The following is a 19,845-nucleotide window of genomic DNA, read 5'->3' on the forward strand; positions in this document are numbered from 1 at the left end:
ACGTTTGACATTTTACAGGTTAATGAGGCCGTCTGAAAATAGTTTCAGACGGCCTTTCTTTTCGAAAACTCAATCTTTCAACAAAGTTCCCGCCAGCCAGATATTGAACGCCACGCCGACGGTAACCGTAATGCCGAAGGCGGCGACGGCGGGCGTGCCGCTTAGGGCGAGCAGGGCGAAGGAAATCGCGGTGGTGGCGGCGGCGAGCAGCATGCCGCCCAGCCGAGCGGGTGCGCTGTGTTTGGCGGTTACGGCATAGACGGCGTAGTCCACGCCGATGGCGGAAACCAGAAGCAGGCCGAACATGGCGAACAGGCTGACGGGAATGCCTGCCCAGCCGAGTACGGCGACGGTGCAGACGGCGGCGGCCAGCGGCACGGCGAGGATTTTGCTGCCGCGTTTCATGCCGAACATGCGCCACAGTAAAAACCACGCCAGCGCGTAGGAAGCGAGTTTCAGCCATGCCGCCTGATTGCGCGTGTGGTGGAAAAGCTCGTTCAGGTGGGCGCGTTTGTCCGCCCAATGCACGCCCGAAACGCTTTGCGCGGCGGCGCGCACGGCGGCTTCGTCGGTCATGCCGCTGATGCGCACTATGGCGGCGAAACGGCCTTGTTCCACCTCGCCTAAATATAACGGGCGCCATGCTTCCGCCAAATCGGTGTTCAGGCCGTCTGAAAGTGTCAGCGGCGGTGCGTCGGCGGCTTGAAGCAGTGCGTCGCGCACGGTTTTGCGCGGAATGCCGATGTCGCGCATTGCCTGCCAGCTTTCGGGCAGTTTTGCCAGTTCGCGCAGGCGGTTTTGCAGTTTTTGCTGTTCGGACACGGGCATCAGGAGCTGGTCGGGCGATTGGAAGCCGCCGAGTTTGCCTTGCGCGACCAAGGGTTGCAGGGCGCGGCCGAGTTCGGCGGTTTTCATCAGCAAGGCGTCTTCGCTCGGCGCTTCGGCGACCAGGTATTTGCCGCCGAAATCCGCACCGCTCAACTGCCCGATGCGCTGAACTTCCGCCAGCATTTCAGACGGCATGTTGACCCACTGGCGGATGTCGTCGCGCCAGTCGCTGCGCCACAGCCCGACCGCCAGCAGTATGCCGCCGACCACCAGCCAGCCGCGCTTGTGCAGGCGGGCTTTCAGACGGCCTGACAAGGCGTGGAGCCGTTCGGTCAGCATGGCAAAAGGCACGGTTCGGGCGCGGTACCGGCGAAACAGCAGCGGTAGCCACAGCACCGTCGCGCCGAATGCGCCGAAGAGGGCGAAGCCTGAAAATACGGCGGTTTGCCGCAATACGGGCAGCGGCGTGAACCACAAGAGCGCGTAGCCCAAGACCGTAATTGCAAGGCTGACGGCGAAGCTCGGCAAAACGTGCTTCATCGCCGGCTCCGCCTGCCAGACCGTTTTTTCAGACGGCCCGAACACCGACGGCGCCAGCCAGTGCAGCGGGAAATCCACCAGCATCCCCACCAGGCTCGTGCCGATGACGATGGTCAGGATATGCACTTCGCCGAATACCAGCAAAGCCGCCGCCAAGCCCGTCAGCATTCCCGCCGCCAAAGGCAGCGTCAGCCAGAACACGCGGCCGCTGCGGAACACCCACAGCAGCAGCGCAAACGTCAGCCCCAGCCCGGCCGCGCTCATCAGCCGGCTTTCCTTTTCCGCCGCCGCCTTCGACACCGCCGCAAACAGCGCGCCGCCCGCCGTCAGCGTTTCCGCGCCGTTGTCCGCCGCGATTCGGCGGCTTTGCGCCATCAGCGGCAGGAGCGCGTCGTTGCCCGAAAAGTTATCGCCGCCGGCAAGCCGGCCGCGCAGGAACACCCATGTTTTACCGTTGTCTTCGGCAAACAACATGCCGTTGTCCATGTCCCACTGCAAACGGCTTTGCGGGTTTGCCTTGCCCGCCGCAAACCGTCCGAAGCCCAGCCAGTCCTGCTCCAGCGGCAAAGACGAGGGTGCGGCGAACGGGTTGGCCGCCGCTTCCGCCCGCGCCTGAAAATATGCCTGCGGCTGCTCGTACAACAGGCGCGCTTCTTCGCGCGGCAACATTGCCAAACCCAGCTTGCGCATATCCGCGCGCACTTTGTCCAAGTCGGGCGTAACGCTGCTGTCCACTTGTTCAAACACGCCGCTTTTGCGCCACACGCCGGCAATTTGCGAGGCCGTCTGAAACGCCGTTTCCGCGTCCTTGCTTCCTGCCAGCAACACCACCTGCGTGTTCAACTGCGCTTCACCCGCCTTATCCGCCGCCGTCAGGAGCGCGTCCGGCTGCTGCTCGCTCGGCAGAAGCGCGGTCAGGTCGGTTTGCAGCCAGTTTTGCGTGGAGACGGTGTAGACGAGGAAAACGGCCAGCAGGGCGGTGAGGACGGTATAGAGGCGGCGCAGGAGGGTGTGTTTCATATTTCGGACGGCCTATAAGTCTGGAGTAAAAGAGGCGGGCTTTATATCGGTTTGGGAAAGCGGGTCGTTATGCGGACGACGAACGGGTACGCCCATCGTATCATTTTTCAGACGGCCTGATAAAAAAAGCCTGAAACATTCGGTTTCAGGCTTTTTTCTGCCGGAGGGGTCAGCCGCCGAGGAAATTGGCAAAGCCGGTCAGGATAAAGGCGTTTACGAAGTCGATGAAGAACGCGCCGACCATGGGCACAATCAGGAAGGCTTTGTGCGACGGGCCGAAGCGTTCGGTTACGGACTGCATGTTGGCGACGGCGGTCGGCGTGGCGCCGAGGCCGAAACCGCAGTGGCCGGCCGCCAGCACGGCGGCGTCGTAGTTTTTACCCATAAAGCGGTAAGTGGCGAAGTAGGCGTACAGGGCCATAACGAGGGTCTGTACGGCGAGGATGACCAGCATCGGCAACGCCAAATCGAGAAGCTGCCACAGTTTCAGGTTCAGCAGCGCGATACCCAGGAACAGGCTCAACGAAGCGTTGCCGAATACGTCGATGGCGCGGTCGAACATGTTGATTTTGAAGGCGGAAGTCAGGACGTTGCGCAATACGACGCCGAACAACAGCGCCCATACGAATTGCGGCAGGGTGAATTTTTCGGGGAAGAAGGCTTTGACTTCGGGCAGAACCATCAGCGAGGAGAAAGCCAGACAGGCGGCGAACAGCGCCATGGTTTCGACGGCGGAATTGGCGGTAATCAGCCGGCGTTGGTCGGCGTGTTCGAATACGTCAATCACGGCGTCGGACGTATCGTCGCCCTGTACGGTTTCCGCAATCGGTTTCATGCCCATTTTGTTGACCAGCTTGCGTGCGACGGGGCCGCCGATCAAACCGCCGAGTACTAGGCCGAAAGTGGCGGAGGCCATGCCCAAGTCGGTTGCACCGGCGATATGGTATTGCTCCTCCAGCACCTTGCCCCACGCGCCGGCCGTACCGTGGCCGCCGGTAAGCGTGATGGAGCCGGTTACCAGGCCGATAATCGGTTCCAAGCCCAAAGCGGCCGCCAAGCCCACGCCGACGGCGTTTTGAATGACGATGAACACGCTGACGATGATGAGGAAGAGCACCAGGCCGATGCCGCCGGCTTTAAGGCGGGAGAAGTCGGCGCTCAGTCCGATGGACGAGAAGAAAATCAGCATGAAGGCGTCTTGCAGCCCTTTGTCGAAGGCGAACGACATGCCCGTGCTGACGTGCAGGACATAGATGATGATGGCCGCGAGCAGGCCGCCGGCCACCGGTTCGGGGATGTTGAAGTTTTGCAGGAATTTGATTTTGTTCACTAACGCGCGCCCCACCAGCAGTACGACCGTGGCGATGATGAGCGTGTAATAGGGGTCTACGGTAATCGTATCCATATTCAGCCTTTGTTTCGTGTGGAACTATGTCCGTTGTAAGGAATACCGCGCCGCATTGTTCTTTTCCGGGCGGCGGTTCGGTATGGTTTCGAGCGCACCTATCTTAGAATAATGATTAAGGAATGTCAAAATACGTCAATGAAATAAACAAAGGGCTTGAGACGGTGCCGACGGCGGCGGGGCCGTCTGAAAAAAGAGGGTTGTGCGGCGGAATATCTTTTCAGACGGCCAGCCGGTAAAGGCCTATCATCAGCGGCATGGTGATGACGCAGAACAGGGTGGTGATGCCGTAAATCGCGCTGGCCTTGCGGGCGTTTTGACCGTATATCACTGCCATTTGGGTAACGGTCGAGGCGGCGGGGCTGACGGTGGCGAGGAAGCTGATGAGGACGACGGTGTCGCTGTGCCCGCCGAGGTGCGCGATGCCTGAAATTTTGACAAAAAGCAGCAGAATCAGCGGGATGAGTATCAGGCGTAGGAAAGCGGTCAGGTAAATCCGTTTGGAGAGGACGATTTCTTTGAGCGGCAGCGAGGCAATCAGCATTCCGGCAACCAGCATGGCGACGGGGCCTATCATGCCGCCGACGGTGGCGAGCGTGTTGTCGATGATGCGCGGCAGTTTGATTTGGCAGGCAAACAGCAGGATGCCGAAGAGGATGGAAAGGATGTTGATGTTGGTGAACACAGTTTTCCACGAGAGCTTGCCGCTGCCGCACAACAACAGCCGCAGGTGCGTCCAAAACAGCAGGGTTTGGACGATGATGAAGCCGCTGGTGTAGATGACCCATTGCGGCCCGAAAACGGACATAACCAGCGGGATGATGAGATTGCCGGAATTGGTGTAAACCGTGGCGGCGTGTTCGAGCGTGTCGAGCTTGAACAGGGTTTTGAAAAGCCTGCCCAGCGCAATCAGCAGGATGTGGAACGCAACCGCTAAGGCAACCGAGAGTTTCAGCCCGTCGAGGATTTCGGGCGTATTCTCGATTTGGAAGGCGTGAATCATCACCGACGGGCTGATGAGGTAGAGTGCGATGACGGAGAGCGTGCGGCTGTGTTCGGAGGTCAGGAGCTTGGATTTCACCAACGCTATGCCCATCAGGACAATCAGGGTCAGCTCGGTGATTTTTCCGGCAAGGAGCAGGGCGGTTTCCATAGATTTGGTTTTTATTTGAGCAAAGAAGAAGATTTTACGCTCGGAAGAATAAAACGGACAAATCGGCGCGTTCCGTTTCGAAACGGCATGTTGGCGGGAATTTTGAAATTGAAGTGCAAAACGGTACAAAGGCCGTCTGAAAAACGTGTCCGGCACCGCATTGGCAGCTAAGGAATACAAAAACCGCCTGCTTTAAAACTAACGGCCGTTATCTTTTTCAGACGGCCTGCCCACATTTTTTTACCGAACCAGCCTGAATTTTGGTATTAAAAAATACAAAAACTGCCCGCCAGAAGCTTTTGGCAGGCAGTTTTTCTACGGTTTCACATTAAGTGTCTGTCAACAGAATTAACAAACTCGGAAACCGTAAAATCTAGGATATTCAATGACGACAGGGATCGGGGCAGGAGCAGGGTAGCATCCCCAATAATAACCGTGGTGGTGGTGATGGTGGTGATGATGTTTGCCACCGCCGGAAACAGCTTCAAGTTCGTGTTGTGTTAAAACTTGCATGATAAAACTCCTTTTTTCAAAGTGTTAAAAAAAAGACGCGTCTGTACTGCGTTTGTATGAGTGTGTCAGTTCGAGTTTAGTTCCGTTTTTTTAGTAAATTGTAAAATATAACAAATGGTTATGACGTTAAGGTGCGCGGGTTCCAGCCAATTCTAACGATAAGGCGTGAGTCGGATTGTTTACATTTTTCCTGCGGTCGGGCAATAAATTCCCTTTTAAAACAAACGTCCGTTATCTTTTTCAGACGGTCTGTTCACGTTGTTTTACCGAACCAACCTGAATTTCAGTATAATGTCGTCCTGATTTTTTCTCCTTGATTTTGAAACGGAAAATGAATACTTCAAATACGAACAACGGCCTGCTGGAGCGTTTCTTCAACTTGAGTGCGAGCGGCACAAATGTACGCACGGAGCTGACGGCGGGGCTGACCACCTTCCTCGCCATGTGTTACATCATCATCGTCAATCCGCTGATTCTCGGCGAAACGGGCATGGACATGGGCGCGGTATTCGTCGCCACCTGCATCGCTTCCGCCATCGGCTGCTTCGTGATGGGCTTCATCGGCAACTATCCGATTGCGCTCGCACCGGGCATGGGCTTGAACGCCTACTTTACTTTCGCCGTCGTCAAAGGCATGGGCGTGCCCTGGCAGGTGGCTTTGGGCGCGGTATTCGTTTCCGGCATCATTTTTATTTTATTCAGCTTTTTCAAGGTGCGCGAAATGCTGGTGAACGCGCTGCCTATGGGGCTAAAAATGTCGATTGCCGCCGGTATCGGGCTGTTTCTGTCGCTGATTGCGCTCAAAGGCTCCGGCATCATCGTCGCCAGCGACGCGACTTTGGTGAAGCTGGGCGACATCCACCAACCTGCCGCGCTTTTGGTGCTGGCAGGCTTCGCTATGGTGGTGGCTTTGGGGCATTTCCGCGTCAAAGGGGCGATTATCCTGACCATTCTGACGATTACCGCCATTTCCACCCTGCTGGGCTTGAGCGAGTTTAAAGGCGTGGTCGGCGAAATTCCGAGCATCGCGCCGACTTTCATGCAGATGGATTTCAACGGCCTCTTTACCCTCAGCATGGTCAGCGTGATTTTTGTCTTTTTCTTGGTCGATTTGTTTGACTCCACCGGCACGCTGGTCGGCGTTTCCCACCGCGCAGGCCTGCTGGAAGACGGCAAACTGCCCCGCCTGAAACGCGCCCTGTTTGCCGACTCGACCGCCATCGTCGCCGGTGCCGCACTGGGTACGTCCTCGACCACGCCGTATGTCGAAAGCGCGGCGGGCGTGTCCGCAGGCGGCCGCACGGGGCTGACCGCCGTAACCGTCGGCGTATTGATGTTGGCGTGTCTGATTTTCTCGCCGCTGGTGCAGAGCATCCCCGGCTTCGCCACCGCGCCCGCACTACTCTACGTCGGTGCGCAAATGCTGCGCAGCGCGCGCGAAATCGACTGGGACGATATGACCGAAGCCGCCCCCGCTTTCCTGACCATCGTGTTCATGCCGTTCACCTATTCGATTGCCGACGGCATCGCTTTCGGCTTCATCAGCTATGCCGTGATTAAACTTTTATGCAACCGCGTGAAAGACGTGCCGCCTATGGTGTGGATAGTCGCCGTATTGTGGGCGTTGAAATTCTGGTATCTGGGCGGCTGATGCCGCGTTATGCCGAGCAGGCCGTCTGAAATTTTTTCAGACGGCCTGTTTTCTGTTGGGTATCAATCAAGATACCGGTATCGGGATGAAAAGGTATCGTTGTTTCTATTAAGAAGACCGTTCGAAACGGAATGTTTGACTACATCAAACTACATAAGCAGTCTGGCGTATAACTGTTTATAGATGGATTGATATATTGTTTATAAATCAATGCATTATTTTGTTTTAGGCCGTCTGAAGGCTACCGCCGGTCTATTGGCAACGATTTCAGACGGCCTTTTCGTATATCCGTCGAAAATATTTCTTTTTTCATAAAAACCTTTCAAGAATAAATGGATTAGCGCATACCTGCAAGCGGATTATTTGTAATCGTTTAATGGAATTGAGGCGCAACGATTCGATAGGTATCGGTATTTGAATGGTATAGGCAGGGTGGTTCTCATTTCTGCTTAGCCGGATCGTTTAATTTAGTGGTTGAATTTCTGAAAAATTTTTTTGAAAAGTATTTGACATCCCCAAAATAATATTTTAGATTTGTCCTTACCAAAAAAACTACATAACACTACAAAGGAACATATCATGAACCCATACCGAAATACTCAATCCAGTCCCTGTTGTGGATATTCTTCTGTCTTTGCGTTATCCGTCGTCGTCCGGCTTAAGGCCGTCGCGGCGGTTTAACGGTTTTCCGACTCGGGTCCCCGTCTTTGCCGCCAAGTAAGGGCGGCGGGCTTGGGATTTAAAATCTCCGCATTTCCCAACTGTAATTTCTCATTGCGATGTTTATATCGGCGTTAAGGGCACTGCTCACTCTTTACCCGAGTTGTTTCTATTTTGTTGTATAACCGATTGTTTTTATTAAATTGATGTTCAGTCGGTACATAGCCGTTTTGTTTTAAAGGCCGTCTGAAAAGAAAAACGACGTTGCGGTCTGTGTTTAAGGTCTTGTTTCGGGCAGGTTTACCGGAATAGGGCCGACCTTAAAAGTTTACAAAGGAGAAATATCATGAGCCAACTTTCTGCTGGCACCCGTTTCCGCCAAGCTGTGAAGGAGTCGAATCCCCTTGCCGTGGTCGGCTGTGTGAACGCTTATTTTGCGCGGCTGGCGACGCAGAGCGGGTTTAAGGCGGTGTATCTGTCGGGCGGCGGCGTGGCGGCCTGTTCGTGCGGGATTCCGGATTTGGGCATCACCACGATGGAGGATGTGCTGATTGATGCGCGGCGGATTACGGACAACGTGGATACGCCTTTGCTGGTGGACATCGATGTCGGCTGGGGCGGGGCGTTCAATATCGCGCGCACGATTCGCAACTTCGAGCGTGCGGGCGTGGCGGCGGTGCATATCGAAGACCAGGTGGCGCAGAAGCGTTGCGGGCATCGTCCGAACAAAGCCATTGTTTCTAAAGATGAAATGGTTGACCGCATTAAAGCCGCCGTGGATGCGCGCGTGGACGAGGATTTTGTGATTATGGCGCGGACGGACGCGCTGGCGGTGGAAGGTTTGGATGCCGCCATCGAGCGGGCGCAGGCTTGCGTGGAAGCGGGCGCGGACATGATTTTCCCCGAAGCGATGACGGATTTGGCGATGTACCGGCAATTTGCGGACGCGGTGAAAGTGCCCGTGTTGGCGAACATTACCGAATTTGGTGCGACGCCGCTTTATACGCAGCGCGAACTGGCGGACAACGGCGTGTCGCTGGTGCTGTATCCGCTCTCGTCGTTCCGCGCCGCGAGCAAGGCCGCGCTGAATGTTTATGAGGCGATTATGCGCGACGGCACGCAGGCGGCGGTGGTCGATACCATGCAGACCCGCGCCGAGCTTTACGAGCATTTGAATTACCACGACTTCGAGCAGAAGCTGGATAAATTGTTTCAGAAGTAAAAAACCGTTTTCAGACGACCCTCAACCTTGAATAGGTCGTTTGAAAACCCAAAACCCATAAAAACACAAAGGAGAAATACCATGACTGCAACCAACGAAACCCCGACCTTCAAACCGAAAAAATCCGTTGCCCTCTCCGGCGTGGCGGCGGGCAATACCGCGCTGTGTACCGTCGGCCGCACGGGCAACGATTTGAGCTACCGCGGTTACGACATCCTCGATTTGGCGCAGAAATGCGAGTTTGAAGAAGTCGCCCACCTGCTGATTCACGGTCATCTGCCCAACAAATCCGAACTCGCCGCCTACAAAGCCAAGCTCAAATCCATGCGCGGTCTGCCTATCCGCGTGATTAAGGTTTTGGAAAGCCTGCCTGCGCACACGCATCCGATGGACGTCATGCGTACCGGCGTGTCCATGCTCGGCTGTGTTCATCCCGAACGCGAAAGCCACCCCGAAAGCGAAGCGCGCGACATTGCGGACAAACTCATCGCCAGCCTCGGCAGCATCCTGCTCTACTGGTATCAATATTCGCACAACGGCAAACGCATCGACGTCGAAAGCAAAGAAGACACCATCGGCGGCCACTTCCTGCACCTGTTGCACGGCAAACGCCCGACCGAATCGCAGATTAAAGCCATGCACGTTTCGCTGATTTTGTATGCGGAACACGAGTTCAACGCCTCCACCTTCACCGCCCGCGTGATTGCCGGTACAGGCTCGGATATGTATTCCTGCATCACCGGCGCCATCGGCGCGCTCAAAGGTCCGAAACACGGCGGCGCGAACGAAGTTGCCTACGACATCCAAAAACGCTACCGCAACGCCGACGAAGCCGAAGCCGACATCCGCGAACGCATCGCCCGCAAGGAAATCGTTATCGGGTTCGGCCATCCGGTTTACACCATTTCCGACCCGCGCAACGTCGTGATTAAAGAAGTGGCGCGCGGTTTGAGCCGGGAAGCGGGCGACATGCGCCTCTTCGACATCGCCGAGCGCTTGGAGAGCGTGATGTGGGAAGAGAAAAAAATGTTCCCGAACTTGGACTGGTTCTCCGCCGTGTCCTACCAAAAACTCGGCGTGCCAACCGCCATGTTCACGCCGCTGTTCGTGATTTCGCGCTCCACCGGCTGGGCGGCACACGTCCTCGAACAGCGCAAAGACGGCAAAATCATCCGTCCGAGCGCGAACTACACCGGCCCTGAAGACTTGGCGTTTGTGGAGATTGAAGAACGCTGAGACGGACAACAGCCGTAGGAGACGCCAATCGGATTTCAGACGACGTGTAGTGTGGGTTTTGCCCGCGGAAAACCGAATCCCGCCTACGGTTACGCTTTTCAGACGGCCTGTTGGAATATGCGAGAGAGAGAAGGTCGTCTGAAAAACCAGCCGCAACGTCTGCCGTCATTCCCGCCCCCGCCTTAGCGAGGACAGGCCGCGGCGGGAATGGCGGAGGCAGCGCGGCAACTTTTTTCACGGTTTCGCCAAAATATGCTATGAAAGAAAGAATGTTCGTCAGCATAATGGAGATGAAGCCGATATTAGAACTAATACGGAGAATTGTGGGATATGTACCATAAGAAATTTGATAAAGAAATTCTTTTAAAAATTAAAGAATTATATAGATACGATAATTGGCATGCTGTACTTGCTATATTATATGATTATTCAATAATAATTTTTTCTATATTTTTATCTGAACAGTCATATTGGTTTCTCCCTTTAACGATTTTATTAATAGGGAGCAGGCAAAGGGCGTTGGCGACAATTTTACATGAAGCCTCTCATTCTGCCTTAACTAAAAATAAGAAGTTTGGACAAATTTTAGGTACATATTTTTCTGGATATTTAATTTTTCAAAGTTGGAATAGTTATTGTTTTTCTCATGTGAAGAATCATCATCCAAAGTTAGGGAGTGATTCGGATCCTGATTATAAGTATTATAAAGACTCAGGTATTTTTCAGACATATTCAAGAATTGAATTTTTCTGGAGATTTTGTGTTTCTCAAATTTTATGTTTGAAATTATTTAGGAATTTTAAATATTTAATTAAAAATAGATTATTTTCGGATATTACAAGAACAGAGTTGTTTAAGTTACTTCTTTCTCAATTAATTCTATTTGTTATCGGTACATATTTTGTAGGATATAAATTTTATGTACTTTATTGGTTATTACCATATTTAACTGCATTCCAGATGATAACTTGGTTTATTGAGTTGTCCGAGCATTATCCAATGATACAAACTGCCAAAAATAATTTAGAAGCGTCAAGAAATAGGTTTAGTCATGCAATAGAGCATTTTTTCACGGGAATACATGGAGAAAATTATCATCTAATACATCATTTATTTCCAGCCATTCCATTTTGGAATCTGGAAAAAGCACATAAGATATTAATGAAAGATTTTGATTATCAAGAGGTAAATAAAGATTTTGGAGGGATTTTCTTTTCGAAAAACAATAATGCACCTATGTGGAAAGTATTATGGAGTAAATATGAAGCTGCCTGATTTACTGATGGGAATATTCTTGGCAGTCTCTGCAGCCCTTCTGAATGCAACTATCGGTATATTCAGTAAGGTATTAATGGAACAGGGCTTGTCTGTTCAGCATATTGCATTTTTGAAAACTTTGACAGGTTTTGTGTTTATCAGCATTTTGCTTTGCCGTACCGGTTTTACCAGACAGATTGCGGATATTTCAAAAAAGAAAGAGGCAATCTTGCCGTTGCTGTTAAAAGTAGCAATTTGTGCTTTTTTCGGAATTTACACTTTGTTTTTCTTTGAAACCACCGCTTATCAATACGGTAATGCTGCGAATGTAGTAGTTGTATTAATGGCATCGGCTGCTGTATCTGCCTTGATATTGGACAGCATACTATTAGACGAACGTATTTATATTTCTTCAGTCGTCGGTGTGGGTTTGGCAGTATCGGGGATCGCGGTGATTTCTTGGACTGGAGAAGGAAATTTAGGGTTGATTCTGAATGCCGCACTGGCAGGCTCGGGCTACGGTTGTTTTTCCGTTTTGATTAAAAAATTCGGCTTAAACGGCGGTATTTATTTGACACGGATCTTGATGTTTTTTGGAAGTATTTTTTTGTTTATCCCTTCATTGGAAGGTATTGGGGATATACATTGGCAATGGTCTTTTATTCCGCCACTCTTGGCACTGTCTTTATTGCCGACGATTTTAGGATTTTATTGTACAACTAAAGCATTGGATTATTTGAGTGCCGCGAAGGTGCAGGTAACTGAATTGGCCGAGCCATTATTTGCCGCCGTATTGGCCTGGATGTTTTTGAATGAAATACCGGAAGGACGCTTCTTTGTCGGCGCTATTCTGATTATTGCCGGTATTGTGTCTATCAATGGATTGTATAGACCATTATTGAAGCGAGTTGAATAGTTTTTATTTCCCAAGATTTCAGACGACCCCTTCAAAAAACGTCGTCTGAAACCCCAAACCACAAGAAAAATAGATCCACAGGAGAACTGAACATGGCTGCCAACCAACGTTACCGCAAACCGCTGCCCGGTACGGATTTGGAATACTACGACGCGCGTGCGGCGTGTGAGGACATTCAAGCCGGCTCTTACGACAAGCTGCCTTACACGAGCCGCATTTTGGCGGAGAACTTGGTCAACCGCGCGGACAAAGTCGATTTGCCGACGCTGCAAAGCTGGCTGGGCCAGTTGATAGAAGGCAAGCAGGAAATCGACTTTCCGTGGTATCCCGCGCGGGTGGTGTGCCACGATATTCTGGGGCAGACCGCGCTGGTGGATTTGGCGGGCTTGCGCGATGCGATTGCAGAGAAGGGCGGCGATCCGTCCAAGGTGAATCCGGTGGTGCAGACGCAGCTTATCGTCGACCACTCGCTGGCGGTGGAGTGCGGCGGCTACGACCCCGATGCGTTCCGCAAAAACCGCGAAATCGAAGACCGCCGCAACGAAGACCGTTTCCACTTTATCAACTGGACGAAAACCGCTTTTGAAAATGTGGATGTGATTCCGGCGGGCAACGGCATCATGCACCAAATCAATCTGGAAAAAATGTCGCCCGTCGTCCAAGTCAAAAACGGCGTGGCGTTCCCCGATACCTGCGTCGGCACGGACTCGCACACGCCGCATGTTGACGCGCTGGGCGTGATTTCCGTGGGCGTGGGCGGTTTGGAAGCGGAAACCGTGATGCTGGGACGCGCGTCCATGATGCGCCTGCCCGATATTGTCGGCGTGGAGCTGACGGGCAAACGGCAGGCGGGCATTACGGCGACGGATATTGTGTTGGCGCTGACCGAGTTTCTGCGCAAAGAACGCGTGGTCGGGGCGTTTGTCGAATTTTTCGGCGAGGGCGCGAGAAGCCTGTCTATCGGCGACCGCGCGACCATTTCCAACATGACGCCGGAGTTCGGCGCGACTGCCGCCATGTTCGCCATCGACGCGCAAACCATTGATTATTTGAAACTGACCGGACGCGAGGATGCGCAGGTGAAATTGGTGGAAACCTACGCCAAAACCGCCGGGCTGTGGGCGGACGACCTGAAAACCGCCGTTTATCCGCGCGTGTTGAAGTTTGATTTGAGCAGCGTAACGCGCAATATGGCAGGCCCGAGCAACCCGCACGCGCGTTTTGCCACCGCCGATTTGGCCAGCAAAGGCTTGGCGAAGCCTTACGAAGAGCCTTCAGACGGCCTCATGCCCGACGGAGCGGTCATCATCGCCGCGATTACCAGTTGCACCAACACTTCCAACCCGCGCAACGTCGTTGCCGCCGCACTCTTGGCGCGCAACGCCAACCGTTTCGGGCTGAAACGCAAACCGTGGGTCAAAACCTCGTTCGCCCCCGGCTCGAAAGTGGCGGAAATCTATTTGAAAGAAGCGGGCCTGTTGCCCGAAATGGAAAAACTCGGCTTTGGCATCGTCGCCTTCGCCTGCACCACCTGCAACGGCATGAGCGGCGCGCTCGACCCGAAAATCCAGCAGGAAATCATAGACCGCGATTTGTACGCCACCGCCGTACTGTCGGGCAACCGCAACTTCGACGGCCGCATCCACCCGTATGCGAAACAGGCTTTCCTTGCTTCGCCTCCGCTGGTGGTGGCATACGCCGTCGCAGGCAGCATCCGTTTCGATATTGAAAACGACGTACTCGGCATTTCAGACGACGGCAAGGAAATCCGCCTGAAAGACATCTGGCCGACCGACGAAGAAATCGATGCCGTCGTTGCCGAATATGTGAAACCGCAGCAGTTCCGCGACGTGTATGTACCGATGTTCGACACCGGCAAAGCGCAAAAGGCCCCGAGTCCGCTGTACGACTGGCGCCCGATGTCCACCTACATCCGCCGTCCGCCCTATTGGGAAGGCGCGCTGGCGGGCGAACGCAGCCTGACGGGAATGCGCCCCTTGGCGATTCTGCCCGACAACATCACCACCGACCACATCTCACCGTCCAACGCGATTCTGGCGGCGAGTGCGGCGGGCGAATACTTGGCGAAAATGGGTTTGCCCGAAGAAGACTTCAATTCCTACGCCACCCACCGCGGCGACCACCTTACCGCCCAACGCGCCACCTTCGCCAATCCCAAATTGTTTAACGAGATGGTGAAAAACGAAGACGGCAGCGTGCGCCAAGGTTCGCTTGCCCGCGTCGAACCCGAAGGCGAAACCATGCGCATGTGGGAAGCCATCGAAACCTACATGAACCGCAAACAGCCGCTCATCATCATCGCCGGCGCGGACTACGGACAAGGCTCCAGCCGTGACTGGGCGGCGAAAGGCGTGCGGCTGGCGGGCGTGGAAGCCATCGCCGCCGAAGGTTTCGAGCGCATCCACCGCACCAACCTCATCGGTATGGGCGTCTTGCCGCTGCAATTCAAACCCGGCACCAACCGCCACACCCTGCAACTGGACGGCACGGAAACCTACGACGTGGTCGGCGAACGCAAACCGCGCGGCGACCTGACCTTAGTCATCCACCGCAAAAACGGCGAAACCGTCGAAGTCCCCGTTACCTGCCGCCTCGATACCGCAGAGGAAGTGCTGGTGTACGAAGCCGGCGGCGTGCTGCAACGGTTTGCACAGGATTTTTTGGAAGGGAACGCGGCGTAGAGGTCGTCTGAAAACCCAAATCAGAAACAAGGAGAAACAGAATGCCGCAAATCAAAATTCCCGCCGTTTACTACCGCGGCGGCACATCAAAAGGCGTGTTTTTCAAACGTTCCGACCTGCCCGAGGCGGCGCGGGAAGCGGGCAGCGCGCGCGACAAAATCCTGTTGCGCGTACTCGGCAGCCCTGACCCCTACGGCAAGCAGATAGACGGTTTGGGTAACGCCAGCTCGTCCACCAGCAAGGCGGTGATTTTGGACAAGTCCGAACGTGCCGACCACGACGTCGATTACCTTTTCGGGCAAGTTTCCATCGACAAGCCTTTCGTCGATTGGAGCGGTAATTGCGGCAACCTCACCGCCGCCGTGGGCGCGTTCGCCATCGAGCAGGGCTTGGTCGATAAAGCCAAAATCCCTTCAGACGGCATCTGCATGGTCAAAATCTGGCAGAAAAACATCGGCAAAACCATCATCGCCCATGTTCCGATGCAAAACGGCGAAGTCTTGGAAACGGGCGATTTCGAGCTGGACGGCGTTACCTTTCCCGCCGCCGAAGTGCAAATCGAATTTCTCGATCCCGCCGATGGCGAAGGCAGTATGTTTCCGACCGGCAATCTGGTGGATGAGCTGGATGTTCCAGGCATAGGCCGTCTGAAAGCCACGCTTATCAACGCTGGCATTCCGACCGTTTTCCTGAACGCCGCCGACTTGGGCTACACAGGCAAAGAGTTGCAGGACGACATCAACAACGATGCCGCCGCGCTGGAAAAATTCGAGAAAATCCGCGCTTACGGTGCGCTGAAAATGGGCCTGATTAACGACGTGTCCGAAGCCGCCGCCCGCGCGCACACGCCGAAAGTCGCCTTCGTCGCACCCGCCGCCGATTACACCGCCTCCAGCGGCAAAACCGTGAACGCCGCCGACATCGATTTGCTGGTACGCGCCCTGAGCATGGGCAAACTGCACCACGCGATGATGGGCACCGCCTCGGTCGCCATCGCCGCCGCCGCCGCCGTCCCCGGCACGCTGGTCAACCTCGCCGCAGGCGGCGGAACGCGCGACGAAGTGCGCTTCGGCCATCCTTCCGGCACATTGCGCGTCGGCGCGGCGGCAGAATGTTCGGACGGCATCTGGGCGGTGAAAAAAGCCGTCATGAGCCGCAGCGCAAGGGTGATTATGGAAGGGCGGGTGCGCGTTCCCGATGATTGTTTTTGAAATCATGTAGGACGGACATCACTGTCCACTGTTTCAGACGACATTTGATAAAGGATTGCAATAAAGCCGAATAGTCTAACCGCCGTCATTCCCGCGCAGGCGGGAATCCACAGTCGATATTCTGTTTCCTGATTTTTATCAGAGCTTGCTTGTGAGCAAATATGGATTCCCGCCTGCGCGGGAATGACGATAGAAAATGCGGCATAAGCTTGCCCAAAAGGTCGTCTGAAACACACCCCGCCCAACGCCCATCCTTTTTCAGACGACCCCACCAAAAAAACAACCACAAACTACAAGGAGAAATATCATGTCCGACCAACTCATCCTCGTCCTGAACTGCGGCAGTTCCTCGCTCAAAGGTGCCGTTATCGACCGCAAAAGCGGCAGCGTCGTCCTAAGCTGCCTCGGCGAACGTTTGGGTACGCCCGAAGCCGTCATCACCTTCAGCAAAGACGGCAACAAACGCCAAGTTCCCCTGACCGGCCGCAACTGCCACGCCGGCGCGGTGGGTATGCTGTTGAACGAACTGGAAAAACACGGCCTGCACGACCGCATCAAAGCCATCGGCCACCGTATCGCCCACGGCGGCGAAAAATATCACGAGTCCGTCCTCATCGACCAAGACGTCCTCGACGAACTGAAAGCCTGCATCCCGCTCGCCCCGCTGCACAACCCCGCCAACATCAGCGGCATCCTCGCCGCGCAGGAACACTTCCCCGGCCTGCCCAACGTCGGCGTGATGGACACCTCGTTCCACCAAACCATGCCCGAACGCGCCTACACCTACGCCGTGCCGCGCGAATTGCGCAAAAAACACGCCTTCCGCCGCTACGGCTTCCACGGCACCAGTATGCGCTACGTCGCCCCCGAAGCCGCGCGGATTCTGGGCAAACCGCTGGAAGACCTGCGCATGATCGTCGCCCACCTCGGCAACGGCGCGTCCATCACCGCCATCCGAAACGGCAAATCCGTCGATACCAGCATGGGCTTCACCCCCATCGAAGGTCTCGTCATGGGCACCCGCTGCGGCGACATCGACCCCGGCGTGTACAGCTACCTGACCGCCCACGCCGGCATGAACATCGAGCAAGTCGATGAAATGTTGAACAAAAAATCAGGATTGCTCGGCATCTCCGAACTCTCCAACGACTGCCGCACCCTCGAAATCGCCGCCGACGAAGGCCACGAAGGCGCACGCCTCGCCCTCGAAGTCATGACCTACCGCCTCGCCAAATACATCGCCTCGATGTCGGTTGCCTGCGGCGGCATAGACGCCCTCGTCTTCACCGGCGGCATCGGCGAAAACTCCCGCAACATCCGCGCCAAAACCGTTGCCTACCTCGACTATTTGGGTTTGCACATCGACACCAAAGCCAATATGGAAAAACGCTACGGCAACTCAGGCATCATCAGCCCGAAGGACAGCACCCCCGCCGTACTCGTCGTGCCGACCAACGAAGAGCTCATGATTGCCCACGACACCGCCGGGCTGGCAGGCTTTTTGGAAGAAACAGGCTGACCGCCGCGTCGGCGGATTGCCGAAGGCCGTCTGAAACTTTTTCAGACGGCCTTTTTGTTTTTTCAAACAGTAAGTTTTACAATACGCGCAACGCAAACCCCTAAGGATATTTTATTTATGGCACAATTTTTCGCCATCCACCCCGACAACCCGCAGGAACGCCTGGTTAAGCAGGCGGCGGACATCATCCGCAACGGCGGAGTCGTCGTCTACCCCACCGATTCCTGCTACGCGCTCGGCTGCAAACTCGGCGACAAAGCCGCAATGGAGCGCATCCTCGCTATCCGCAAAATTGATTTGAAACACCACCTGACCCTGATGTGCGCCGATTTGCGCGAGTTGGGCACTTACGCCAAAGTCGACAACGCCCAGTTCCGCCAGCTCAAGGCCGCCACCCCGGGCAGCTACACCTTCATTCTGCAAGCGACCAAAGAAGTGCCCAACCGCACGCTGCACCCGAAACGCAAAACCATAGGCCTGCGCGTACCCGACAATACCATCGCCCTGAGCCTGTTGCAGGAATTGGGCGAACCGCTGCTCAGTTGCACCCTGATGCTGCCCGAAGACGACGAACCGCTGACCGACCCCTACGAAATCCGCGACCGGCTCGAACACGCCGTCGATTTGGTGATTGACGGCGGCTGGTGCGGCACCGAGCCGACCACCGTCATCGACATGACCGACGGTACGGTGCTGATACGCGAAGGCAAGGGCGACAAAGCACTGTTCGGCCTGTAAGGCAGGCAACAGGCCGTCTGAAAACGGCGGCCCGATTCCAAAATTCCCGTTCAGACGGCCTGGACGGCAAGCGGAGAAAACACATCATGACCGTATATTCCCTTTTCACCACCTGCCCGCGCGGGCTGGAAGAGCCGCTGGCCGCCGAGCTGCAAGCCTTGGGCTGCACCGATGTCCGAAGCGCCGACGGCGGCGTGTCCTGCCGGGGCGCGATGGAACAGGTTTACCGCGTCAACCTTTGGTCGCGCGTGGCCAGCCGCGTGCTGCTGCGGCTGGCCAAAGGCGGCTATCGCAACGAGCACGACATCTACAAACTGGCGAAAAACATCGACTGGGCGGCCTGGTTCGCGCCCGAACAGACGTTCAAAGTCAAAGTGGAAGGCAAACGCGCCAACGTCAAAAGCCTTGATTTCGTCGGCCTGAAAATCAAAGACGCCCTGTGCGACGCCTTCCGCGAAGCCTGCGGCATCCGCCCCAGCGTGGACAAAGCCCGCCCCGACGTGCGCGTGCACGCCTTCGTCGGCGAGCGCGAGGTGCAGATTTTCCTCGACACTTCGGGCGAGGCGTTGTTCAAACGCGGTTACCGGCAGGACGCGGGCGAAGCGCCGTTGCGCGAAAATCTGGCGGCGGGACTGTTACTGCTGGCGGGGTACGACGGCACGCAGCCGTTCCAAGACCCGTTCTGCGGCAGCGGCACCATCGTCATCGAGGCGGCGTGGATTGCGGCAGGCCGCGCGCCCGGACTGATGCGCCGTTTCGGGTTCGAAAAGCTCAAAAACTTCGACCGGGGCGCATGGGAGGAAATCCGGCGGCAGGCCGCGGCGCGGATTAAACCGCCGTCCGCCGCACTCTCCGGCAGCGACAACGACCGCCGCATGATACATACCGCGCAAGCCAACGCGCAGGCGGCGGAAGCCGGCGGCTGGATAGAATGGGACGTGTGCGACGCGCAGGCCGCCCGTCCGAACGGCGGAGGCGGCATCATGATTTCCAACCCGCCCTACGGCGTGCGCCTTGCCGAAGTGCAGGCTTTGCAGGCGCTGTATCCGCAGCTCGGCACATGGCTCAAGCAGCATTACGCCGGCTGGCTGACGGGCATGTTCACCGCAGACCGTAATATGCCGAAATTCATGCGCCTGTCGCCCAAACGCAAAATCCCGCTGTACAACGGCAACCTCGATTGCCGCCTGTTTCTGATGGATATGGTGGAAGGGTCGAACCGCTGAGAGGGCTGAGTGCCGTCATATTGGCAATGATGATGAGGCCGTCTGAAA

General features: G+C 55.4%; 14 protein-coding genes. 10 read left to right on the top strand and 4 right to left on the bottom strand.

Annotated elements, in window-relative coordinates:
- Window positions 1–69: 69 nt before the first annotated feature.
- The 4 genes from ACI43T_RS03915 to ACI43T_RS03930 all read right to left on the bottom strand — a co-directional run bounded on the left by ACI43T_RS03915 (window position 70) and on the right by ACI43T_RS03930 (window position 5,459).
- Window positions 70–2,388, bottom strand: coding sequence for an MMPL family transporter (locus ACI43T_RS03915; protein ID WP_405385601.1), 2,319 nt, complete (start codon window positions 2,386–2,388; stop codon window positions 70–72).
- Window positions 2,389–2,557: 169 nt separating this feature from the next.
- Window positions 2,558–3,793: a sodium/glutamate symporter gene (gltS, locus tag ACI43T_RS03920; RefSeq protein ID WP_405385602.1), complete on the bottom strand. Its 1,236-nt coding sequence runs from the start codon at window positions 3,791–3,793 to the stop codon at window positions 2,558–2,560.
- A gap of 220 nt (window positions 3,794–4,013) precedes the next feature.
- On the bottom strand, window positions 4,014–4,946 hold the full coding sequence (locus ACI43T_RS03925) for an AEC family transporter (RefSeq protein ID WP_405385603.1): 933 nt from the start codon (window positions 4,944–4,946) through the stop codon (window positions 4,014–4,016).
- Between the two features lie 348 nt (window positions 4,947–5,294).
- The gene (locus ACI43T_RS03930; protein ID WP_405385604.1) at window positions 5,295–5,459 is read right to left on the bottom strand and encodes a hypothetical protein; all 165 of its coding nucleotides are present in this window, start codon (window positions 5,457–5,459) and stop codon (window positions 5,295–5,297) included.
- A gap of 331 nt (window positions 5,460–5,790) precedes the next feature.
- Here ACI43T_RS03930 and ACI43T_RS03935 point away from each other — a divergent pair, with 331 nt between their 5' ends.
- The 10 genes from ACI43T_RS03935 (at window position 5,791) to ACI43T_RS03980 (ending at window position 19,797) form a co-directional block, all read left to right on the top strand.
- The gene (locus tag ACI43T_RS03935) at window positions 5,791–7,110 is read left to right on the top strand and encodes an NCS2 family permease (RefSeq protein WP_405385605.1); all 1,320 of its coding nucleotides are present in this window, start codon (window positions 5,791–5,793) and stop codon (window positions 7,108–7,110) included.
- A gap of 1,006 nt (window positions 7,111–8,116) precedes the next feature.
- On the top strand, window positions 8,117–8,992 hold the full coding sequence (gene prpB, locus ACI43T_RS03940; RefSeq protein WP_049230037.1) for a methylisocitrate lyase: 876 nt from the start codon (window positions 8,117–8,119) through the stop codon (window positions 8,990–8,992).
- A gap of 81 nt (window positions 8,993–9,073) precedes the next feature.
- Window positions 9,074–10,228 carry a bifunctional 2-methylcitrate synthase/citrate synthase gene (gene prpC, locus ACI43T_RS03945; RefSeq protein WP_405385606.1) on the top strand — a complete coding sequence of 385 codons (1,155 nt, stop codon included), beginning with the start codon at window positions 9,074–9,076 and terminating at the stop codon, window positions 10,226–10,228.
- Between the two features lie 330 nt (window positions 10,229–10,558).
- Window positions 10,559–11,503 (top strand): guanitoxin biosynthesis L-arginine gamma (S) hydroxylase, encoded by a 945-nt coding sequence (gene gntB / locus ACI43T_RS03950; RefSeq protein ID WP_405385607.1) that lies wholly within the window; start codon window positions 10,559–10,561, stop codon window positions 11,501–11,503.
- Entirely contained in the window at window positions 11,490–12,401 is a 912-nt protein-coding gene (locus ACI43T_RS03955; RefSeq protein ID WP_070603307.1) for a DMT family transporter, read from the top strand. The genes gntB and ACI43T_RS03955 overlap by 14 nt, the downstream gene beginning before the upstream one ends.
- 92 nt (window positions 12,402–12,493) lie before the next feature.
- Entirely contained in the window at window positions 12,494–15,103 is a 2,610-nt protein-coding gene (acnD, locus tag ACI43T_RS03960) for a Fe/S-dependent 2-methylisocitrate dehydratase AcnD (protein WP_405385608.1), read from the top strand.
- Between the two features lie 41 nt (window positions 15,104–15,144).
- Complete coding sequence (gene prpF, locus ACI43T_RS03965) at window positions 15,145–16,314, top strand: 2-methylaconitate cis-trans isomerase PrpF (RefSeq protein ID WP_405385609.1); 1,170 nt, start codon at window positions 15,145–15,147, stop codon at window positions 16,312–16,314.
- A 307-nt stretch (window positions 16,315–16,621) separates the two neighbouring features.
- Window positions 16,622–17,833 carry an acetate kinase gene (locus ACI43T_RS03970; protein ID WP_405385610.1) on the top strand — a complete coding sequence of 404 codons (1,212 nt, stop codon included), beginning with the start codon at window positions 16,622–16,624 and terminating at the stop codon, window positions 17,831–17,833.
- A 117-nt stretch (window positions 17,834–17,950) separates the two neighbouring features.
- Entirely contained in the window at window positions 17,951–18,571 is a 621-nt protein-coding gene (locus tag ACI43T_RS03975) for an L-threonylcarbamoyladenylate synthase (RefSeq protein ID WP_039850997.1), read from the top strand.
- Between the two features lie 83 nt (window positions 18,572–18,654).
- The gene (locus ACI43T_RS03980) at window positions 18,655–19,797 is read left to right on the top strand and encodes a THUMP domain-containing class I SAM-dependent RNA methyltransferase (RefSeq protein WP_405385668.1); all 1,143 of its coding nucleotides are present in this window, start codon (window positions 18,655–18,657) and stop codon (window positions 19,795–19,797) included.
- Window positions 19,798–19,845: the final 48 nt, after the last annotated feature.

This window comes from Neisseria oralis, assembly GCF_045062685.1.
In the GTDB taxonomy this organism is placed as follows: domain Bacteria; phylum Pseudomonadota; class Gammaproteobacteria; order Burkholderiales; family Neisseriaceae; genus Neisseria; species Neisseria oralis.

Excerpts from the sequence above, each read along its gene's own strand:
- ACI43T_RS03915 (WP_405385601.1), bottom strand. The coding sequence starts at position 2,388 with ATGAAACACACCCTCCTGCGCCGCCTCTATACCGTCCTCACCGCCCTG.
- gltS (WP_405385602.1), bottom strand. The coding sequence starts at position 3,793 with ATGGATACGATTACCGTAGACCCCTATTACACGCTCATCATCGCCACG.
- ACI43T_RS03925 (WP_405385603.1), bottom strand. The coding sequence starts at position 4,946 with ATGGAAACCGCCCTGCTCCTTGCCGGAAAAATCACCGAGCTGACCCTG.
- ACI43T_RS03930 (WP_405385604.1), bottom strand. The coding sequence starts at position 5,459 with ATGCAAGTTTTAACACAACACGAACTTGAAGCTGTTTCCGGCGGTGGC.
- ACI43T_RS03935 (WP_405385605.1), top strand. The coding sequence starts at position 5,791 with ATGAATACTTCAAATACGAACAACGGCCTGCTGGAGCGTTTCTTCAAC.
- prpB (WP_049230037.1), top strand. The coding sequence starts at position 8,117 with ATGAGCCAACTTTCTGCTGGCACCCGTTTCCGCCAAGCTGTGAAGGAG.
- prpC (WP_405385606.1), top strand. The coding sequence starts at position 9,074 with ATGACTGCAACCAACGAAACCCCGACCTTCAAACCGAAAAAATCCGTT.
- gntB (WP_405385607.1), top strand. The coding sequence starts at position 10,559 with ATGTACCATAAGAAATTTGATAAAGAAATTCTTTTAAAAATTAAAGAA.
- ACI43T_RS03955 (WP_070603307.1), top strand. The coding sequence starts at position 11,490 with ATGAAGCTGCCTGATTTACTGATGGGAATATTCTTGGCAGTCTCTGCA.
- acnD (WP_405385608.1), top strand. The coding sequence starts at position 12,494 with ATGGCTGCCAACCAACGTTACCGCAAACCGCTGCCCGGTACGGATTTG.
- prpF (WP_405385609.1), top strand. The coding sequence starts at position 15,145 with ATGCCGCAAATCAAAATTCCCGCCGTTTACTACCGCGGCGGCACATCA.
- ACI43T_RS03970 (WP_405385610.1), top strand. The coding sequence starts at position 16,622 with ATGTCCGACCAACTCATCCTCGTCCTGAACTGCGGCAGTTCCTCGCTC.
- ACI43T_RS03975 (WP_039850997.1), top strand. The coding sequence starts at position 17,951 with ATGGCACAATTTTTCGCCATCCACCCCGACAACCCGCAGGAACGCCTG.